The organism is uncultured Corynebacterium sp. (assembly GCF_946998835.1).
GTDB lineage: Bacteria > Actinomycetota > Actinomycetes > Mycobacteriales > Mycobacteriaceae > Corynebacterium.
Genome location: NZ_CAMQAZ010000055.1, coordinates 1 through 6,261 on the forward strand (window position 1 = coordinate 1; position 6,261 = coordinate 6,261).

At 52.7% G+C, this 6,261-nt stretch carries 7 protein-coding genes and 2 pseudogenes; 4 read left to right on the forward strand and 5 right to left on the reverse strand.

What is annotated here, in order from left to right; all coding sequences use genetic code 11:
• From Q0U90_RS11325 to Q0U90_RS11345, 5 genes and pseudogenes are all read right to left on the reverse strand, one after another.
• A pseudogene (locus tag Q0U90_RS11325) lies at positions 1-108 on the reverse strand (IS6 family transposase); the annotation flags it as partial.
• A gap of 137 nt (positions 109-245) precedes the next feature.
• Positions 246-1,643, reverse strand: a complete 1,398-nt coding sequence (locus tag Q0U90_RS11330) for an FAD/NAD(P)-binding protein (RefSeq protein WP_297455206.1) — start codon at positions 1,641-1,643, stop codon at positions 246-248.
• On the reverse strand, positions 1,643-2,875 hold the full coding sequence (locus Q0U90_RS11335) for an ATP-grasp domain-containing protein (protein WP_297455190.1): 1,233 nt from the start codon (positions 2,873-2,875) through the stop codon (positions 1,643-1,645). Before Q0U90_RS11335 ends, Q0U90_RS11330 begins: the two co-directional genes overlap by 1 nt.
• A complete protein-coding gene (locus Q0U90_RS11340; protein WP_297455193.1) occupies positions 2,856-3,767 on the reverse strand; it encodes a hypothetical protein in 912 nt (303 codons plus the stop codon). Before Q0U90_RS11340 ends, Q0U90_RS11335 begins: the two co-directional genes overlap by 20 nt.
• A gap of 262 nt (positions 3,768-4,029) precedes the next feature.
• Positions 4,030-4,170: a hypothetical protein gene (locus Q0U90_RS11345; RefSeq protein ID WP_023025712.1), complete on the reverse strand. Its 141-nt coding sequence runs from the start codon at positions 4,168-4,170 to the stop codon at positions 4,030-4,032.
• A gap of 262 nt (positions 4,171-4,432) precedes the next feature.
• Here Q0U90_RS11345 and Q0U90_RS11350 point away from each other — a divergent pair, with 262 nt between their 5' ends.
• The 4 genes and pseudogenes from Q0U90_RS11350 to Q0U90_RS11365 form a co-directional block, all read left to right on the forward strand.
• Positions 4,433-4,732 (forward strand): type II toxin-antitoxin system RelE/ParE family toxin, encoded by a 300-nt coding sequence (locus Q0U90_RS11350; protein WP_023025236.1) that lies wholly within the window; start codon positions 4,433-4,435, stop codon positions 4,730-4,732.
• Positions 4,733-4,746: 14 nt separating this feature from the next.
• A complete protein-coding gene (locus Q0U90_RS11355) occupies positions 4,747-5,841 on the forward strand; it encodes a HigA family addiction module antitoxin (RefSeq protein ID WP_297455200.1) in 1,095 nt (364 codons plus the stop codon).
• 108 nt (positions 5,842-5,949) lie between these two features.
• Positions 5,950-6,057, forward strand: a pseudogene (locus tag Q0U90_RS11360) (Fic family protein); the annotation flags it as partial.
• 21 nt (positions 6,058-6,078) lie between these two features.
• Positions 6,079-6,261: hypothetical protein (locus tag Q0U90_RS11365; RefSeq protein ID WP_297455203.1), on the forward strand; the 183-nt coding region annotated here is incomplete at its 3' end.

Sequence of the window (6,261 nt, forward strand, 5' to 3'; positions counted from 1 at the left end):
TCGGTCATCATTTCCTCCAGATCGCGGTAGCTCACCCCGTAGCGGCAGTACCACCCACTGCCCACAGAATGATGCCACGGGAAAATGACAACCGAAGAAGATACCCATGGCTGTGATTACATCACGTCGCCCTTCCTACTGCCCCAACTTTGCAACAGCACCTTTGTCTTTCGGGGAAAGGCACGGAGCCTGCTAATAGGCAGTTTTCACCCCGAGGATGTGACCGATCTCCCCGGGGCATCAACCTATGCGTGGGAGTTAATCCAATCAAGGGCAAAATTGGCTTGCATGATTGAAGTGCGGGCGTAGCTTGGAATGGCGGTGGTCGGTGCTGCTGCTTCCCCCGCAAATAGAACTCTGTTACCGGCCTGCGCAGTGCCCCAACCATTATTTAAAGGGGCACCGACCCAGCGAGAAGCGTTTGGCTTTATTTGACCAGGGAAAATTCCTTTGTTGTGTTTGATCCATCCGGGGTCCTCATAGCCACAGGCGCAAACTACCGCTTCGACTCGGTGAGAATTACCCGAAGCATCTTTTAGGTCCACAGCGTTTCGAGCTTGTTCCCCTGATCCCTGGCCGCGAGCTAGGACAAGGCTCCCTGCTTGAAAACCTTCTCGTAGGTTTTTCGCGCCTTGCACAGGCATGGCGGTCACGTAACGATGTATCCAATCTGATATCCCATTGAGGAGAGTCTGCCTTAGGGAGACTTTTAGAGGTGACCAGGTCTGATTGGCTAGGTCCACCATGCGACCGATCATTTTTTCCCATACAGAATAACCATTTTCAGCTAATTCATAGTCCAGCAGAAAACGATCAGTGCCATTCCTGGGGAGGGGCTCCCTAAGACGTCCCGGATACCAGCCGAGGGAGGTGGCGTGCTGAATGGCGTATTGTCTAAAATCCTCTACGCTGCGGGAGTGTGCACGGAACTCCTCTGCTGGTATTTCCTTTGGGGCGTTTAACTGAAGCGAAGTACGTACCCCGGGAAGCTGGCCGCTGGGGCTAAGCATAACTGCCTCCACCCCCTCAAATAACGCTAATCGTGCAGCGTCCACGGCAGAGAGGCCAGTCCCTAAAATACCGATGCGGGAAGTGGGATGGTTTTCTAGCCAGTGTGAAAAACTGGGGTCATAGGGGCTGGGGAAAACTGGGATTGTATCACGGTATGACTGGCAAGATGAAGGGACCCGTGCTGTTTTTCGGCCACCTGTGATGATGACGAAATCGGCTTTAAAGAGCCCGTGACGCGCAGTATGAATGAGGACAGGGGATGCAGAATCTTCTACACAAATGACCGAATCGAGTACGTACTGAAGACGGTCATCGCAGCTGCCGCTCTCAGAGGGTAGAGGCTGTTGCAGGTAAGATCCGTACTTTTTTCTTGAAGAGAATACAGAACTGGACTCTTGCTTATTGTATCCCAGGAACTCCGCAAAATCATGTGGTTCCTCGACATCCAGCGACATTACTGAAGTACTTGTGTTACATAGCAAGCGTTTATCAACATGGCCAAAAGCAAGGTGCTTCTGAGGAGGTGTCGCGTCAAAAATAGTGAGTTCAATATGCGGGAAAGTAGAAGATACCCGTCGTGCGACCGCTGCAGCAGCGACCCCTGCGCCGATAACAGCAATTCGGGTCGTCATCACGCATCCTTTCCGGGGGCAACAGTAAACAGATCACCATGGGCGTCGAAAGACTCAAGAGATTGAAGATCGGTCTCAACAGCAGCACGGTCAGAAGAGCCAAGAAAAACCATGCCAAACGCACCAGTTGTTACCCGATTCGAGTTATCGATATAAGTGCCGATCTTTGGTCGCCGCGAGATTCTCTGAACGGTCGGGCGAGTTTGGACAAGATCCCAGTGGCACTGTTGAAGCACACCGTTTGACTGCGGGGTAGGCATGAGCCAGGCGACACACCCGTCAAGATTTCCGGCGAGTACTTCCTGTTCGGCAGCTTGTAAACCATCCACTAGCATCGTGGCGAGAACGCTGATCTGGCTGAAACCGCGAGTCGGGAAATAGACCTCGTCGGGTACTTCGGGGCCCATACAGCGACCGTTGTATTCAATAAGTACCCACTGCCCCTTAGACCACCTCAGTTCCACGTGGGAGGCTCCGAAGTTTACTTCCAGAGCGTCAAGGAGCGATAAGGCATATTCCACGGCACCGGAATAGTGGTTGTCCTCCGGTCCTACTGTGATAGCTGAATATATGTGGGGAGCTCCAGATTCCTCCGTAAGTCCGTATCGGAAAACTTCGGTCACAACATGACGCCCTTCGGCTGTCACCGTGTTCACAAAATATTGAGGTCCGTCTACGTACTCCTGAAGAACCACGGAGGGTGATTTTTCTCCTAGCAAAGTCGTAGAATTTTGAATGGTAGTAATCGCTTGAAGAGTCTCGGGCTCTGTTTTGCAGAAATAGACATGGTCACTGCCCCCGCTTCCCACAGGCTTGACAACACAATCCTTGACCAGGGACGGGTCTAGATAAAGGCTGTCTTGTGCAGAAGCGGGGGATAGGGTAACAGACCTTGGGGCACGCAGTCCATATTGGTGAGCAACTTCAATCATTCCTTGCTTATGGCGACGGTGCCAGATCTTCTCTCTACCGTTATGCGGTAGTCCTAACTCAGCTGAAACCCACTCAGCTATGGATACTCCTGATTCGCTTCCCGGCACAACAAGGTCAAATTTTTCTTGGCTACATTCCCGGAGTAGGGCCAGGGCCCATGGATCGGAAATGCTCCCGTCTTCGTTAGCTGAGATGGCATACGGCGGGTTAGCAGTAGCAACCTCTACGTCCCTTTTTTGGCGCAGGGTTGCCACCAGATCGGCGCCACTTGAAGAATCATCAACTACTAATATTTTCATTTTTCCGTGTTCCCCACATTGCTTGGCTTATGGTTATTGCCACAATGAGCATCAACAAAGTTAATTGAATTGGTTCAACTTGAGAGCCCAATGCCACCTCGGTAGCCATCACCACGGCCGGAAGGGCCGCGATGATCAGTGCCGAGATCAAAGGCGGCGCTAAGGTAATTCCCCACTGCAAGAGCAGGATAGGAAAAGTAATGCACATCACCGATAGCAGGACGATTGACAGAGTAGAGCCTCGAAGCATCTCCGCTTCCACGGAAAAGAAAGCCACGAGACCGCTAATAATCCAAGCTAAGTGAAACCTCACTGCTGCAATCGTGAGAACGCTGTTCCCTTGTTCAGTGGCCCAGCGCGAGGAGTAAAGCACTCCTACCGCAGAAATTCCTGCGCCTACAGCTAGAGCGAAACCCAGATAAGACTGGGGTGAACTGCTTCCCGTTCCTAGGAAGAAAAAACATAGAGCCAGAACCACTACTGCAGTTGCTGACACCAATGAACTGCTGAGCCTTCTGGCCGACCAAGTCATTATTACTGCGACAATAAAAGGGCCGACTCCTGTTTCGATGACACTTGCTGCAGTGGGCTGCATCAAAGTAGTGGAAACATAGAATAAGCAGAAAGCGCCCGCAGTAAACAGATTGAGGCTTGCTGCAGTTGTCATTTTCATGGGGGGATGCGGTGTTTCCGTAGCTCGGTATTTTCTACGATAAAACGCTAAATAGACCACTGTGGAGATAATCGCCGCGATAAGAAACGCTGAAAACGTAGTAAAAGTAGATAGCTCTGGGTCTACTTGGGCTCCGACTATCGCAGTGCCGATTCCTTGCCATAGGACAGCTAGGGCTACGATAACCGCCCCTACACCTGCTTTATTGGACTGGATCATAAAACCTTACCCTCAAAATCCGTAAAGTTAACTTAATAGGTGCTGTTGCAAAGTTGGGCGGAGAGCAGCGAAGACTCAGTTTCTCATTCCCTGACGGCCGCTGCGTGTGGGCGTTGTTAGGCCGTCTCGAAGACCCGGTTGGCGATCACCGCGTCCGGGTTCGGTTGCCCGTACCCTATATTCACAAGTATAGACACGCTTCTAGTGAATGGCAGAGTGTTGCGCCTCGGAGTATCTCTCTTGAGACACAACACTGGTGCAGCTACTTTTCGCGACGCTTCGGCGCTTGAGACAGTGTACTGCCGGCGGCCTTCTTCGCAGCGGCACTATAGTTTTTGCTGCGCAGTACCTTACTGGCTGCCTTCGCCGCAGACCTGCTGGTCTGCTTGGAGTTACGAGCCATTTTCTCCTCTCGAGTCAATCAGTCCGAGGGGGAAATACTCCGCTACTGCCAGAAGGTGCATGGGTTCTGACAGCTCTCAGGACTTGCCGGTGGGGTACCTCGTTGCAGCGAGGCGCCCCTCTTTATACCTGGTTCCACCTTGCGGAACCGGCACATTTAAGATAGCGTACTTCACGGGAAGGGTGATGAGCCTTAGATAAGTAGAGAAGAAAGGGTCACGTCATTTGGGCGAGGCACTAGTGAACTGGACGAGGTGGACTTGGTGCGCATCCTCTTCGAGGACGACGAACTTCAACGAGTGGCCGAGGATGCCTCCTACATCCCCAAACGATGGGGTTCGGACATCATCAAGGCGTATCGCAAGAAAATCCAGATCCTGAAGGGAGCCGTGGATGAACGCGACCTGCGGGCCATGCGGTCGTTACATCTGGAACAACTGAAAGGTGACCGAGCCGGGACCTCTTCGATCCGCCTGAACAAGCAGTTTCGGCTCATCCTCAAATTCGCAACCAACAGCGACGGCCGCGTGGTCATCGTTATTGAAATGGTGGATTACCACTGAGAGAAGGTGAACTCATGAATACTCCAATTGCGGCGGAGCTATTCCCGGCCGGAGAGATCCTCGCTGACGAGCTAGACACACGCGGATGGACCCAGGCCGACTTTGCCGAGGTGCTCGGACGTCCGGCACAGTTTGTCTCGGAGATTATTTCCGGAAAAAAGGAGATCACGCGCGAATCCGCAGCCCAGATCGGTGCCGCCCTGGGCACCTCCGCGGAATTCTGGCTTAACCTCCAGGACTCCTACCTGCTATGGAAGCAGTCCCAGGACGACCAGATGCAGAACAACCTCAACATCGTGAAGACCCGCGCACAGTTACGAGAGTTAGCCCCCGTCCCTCTGCTCGTCAAGCGGGGATACATCACCGCCACCGACGTACAAAGTCAGGCATGCGAGGTGCTGAACTTATTTGGCAAGAAATCCTTTGAAGATCCCTTGGGAATAAGCTTCGCCGCCCGCCGTAGTAACTGCGAGGAAAATGTCACCGTCCTGCAGGAAGCGTGGGCAGCTTGCGTTAGAGCAACTGCCAGAGATCTCGAGACTGCCCCCTACTCCCGGAAGGCACTAGAAGACCTCGCCCGGACGCTGTCGAGTAGAGCATGTGACCCGCAGGCGTTTGCTGAGTTCCAGACTCTGTTCGCCGAGGCAGGGGTGAAACTTGTTTATGTGGAGGCTTTTCCGGGAGGAAAACTCGACGGCTGCGCCATGATGGTCGACGGGCACCCCGTAATTGGCATATCGGGACGAGGGAAACGGCTCGATAAGATACTATTTACCATCCTGCATGAGACAGCCCATATATTATTGGGTCACCTTGTCGACAATGGCGAGGTCATCCTAGATGACCTATCAGATGACAGTACCAATAATGAAGCCCAGGCAGACCAGCTGGCCAGCGAACTCGTGATCTCTAGCCCTTTACCGGCGGTTCCTGATCGTGTGCACTCATCCTGGATTAAAGAACAAGCCGACCACCTAGGGGTTCATCCCATCACCCTGATTGGAAGGCTTCAAAAAGAGGGTAACCTGTCGTGGAAAACCACTCTCGTGCGCAACGCTCCCACCGTCATCGCTCAGCTTGAAAGCTGGAAATCACCCCTCCCAGCCTGACTGAGATTGGTAGCTTCGTTCATCATCAGCAAGACGTTTGCCTATCGGACACTGAAAGTAACGGAAGCGATGCACTTATTGGGATAAGGCCGCATCCGATCGCTTGGGATAAGGCCGCACCCGACCGCTTGGGATAAGGCCGCAGCATTACTGCATTCCTTCTATACTGCCCAAAGTCTCCTTGACGGCAATAAGCGGACCGGCTGGGCTGCTTGCTGGTTATTCCTCAGACTGAACTTGGCAGTAGGCCCCTTGCTTGGAGAAGTTGATGCAGACGCCGCTGAACGCCTCGTTTTAAAGATAGCCAACAAAAAGATAGAGATATCAGAAATCGCGGATACTCTGCGTTCCCTAGTTACTCCCCTTGAAGTGCCCCGGGTTTTGTTCCTAGGCGTTTGCCTTGATTTCTATTATTTCCTG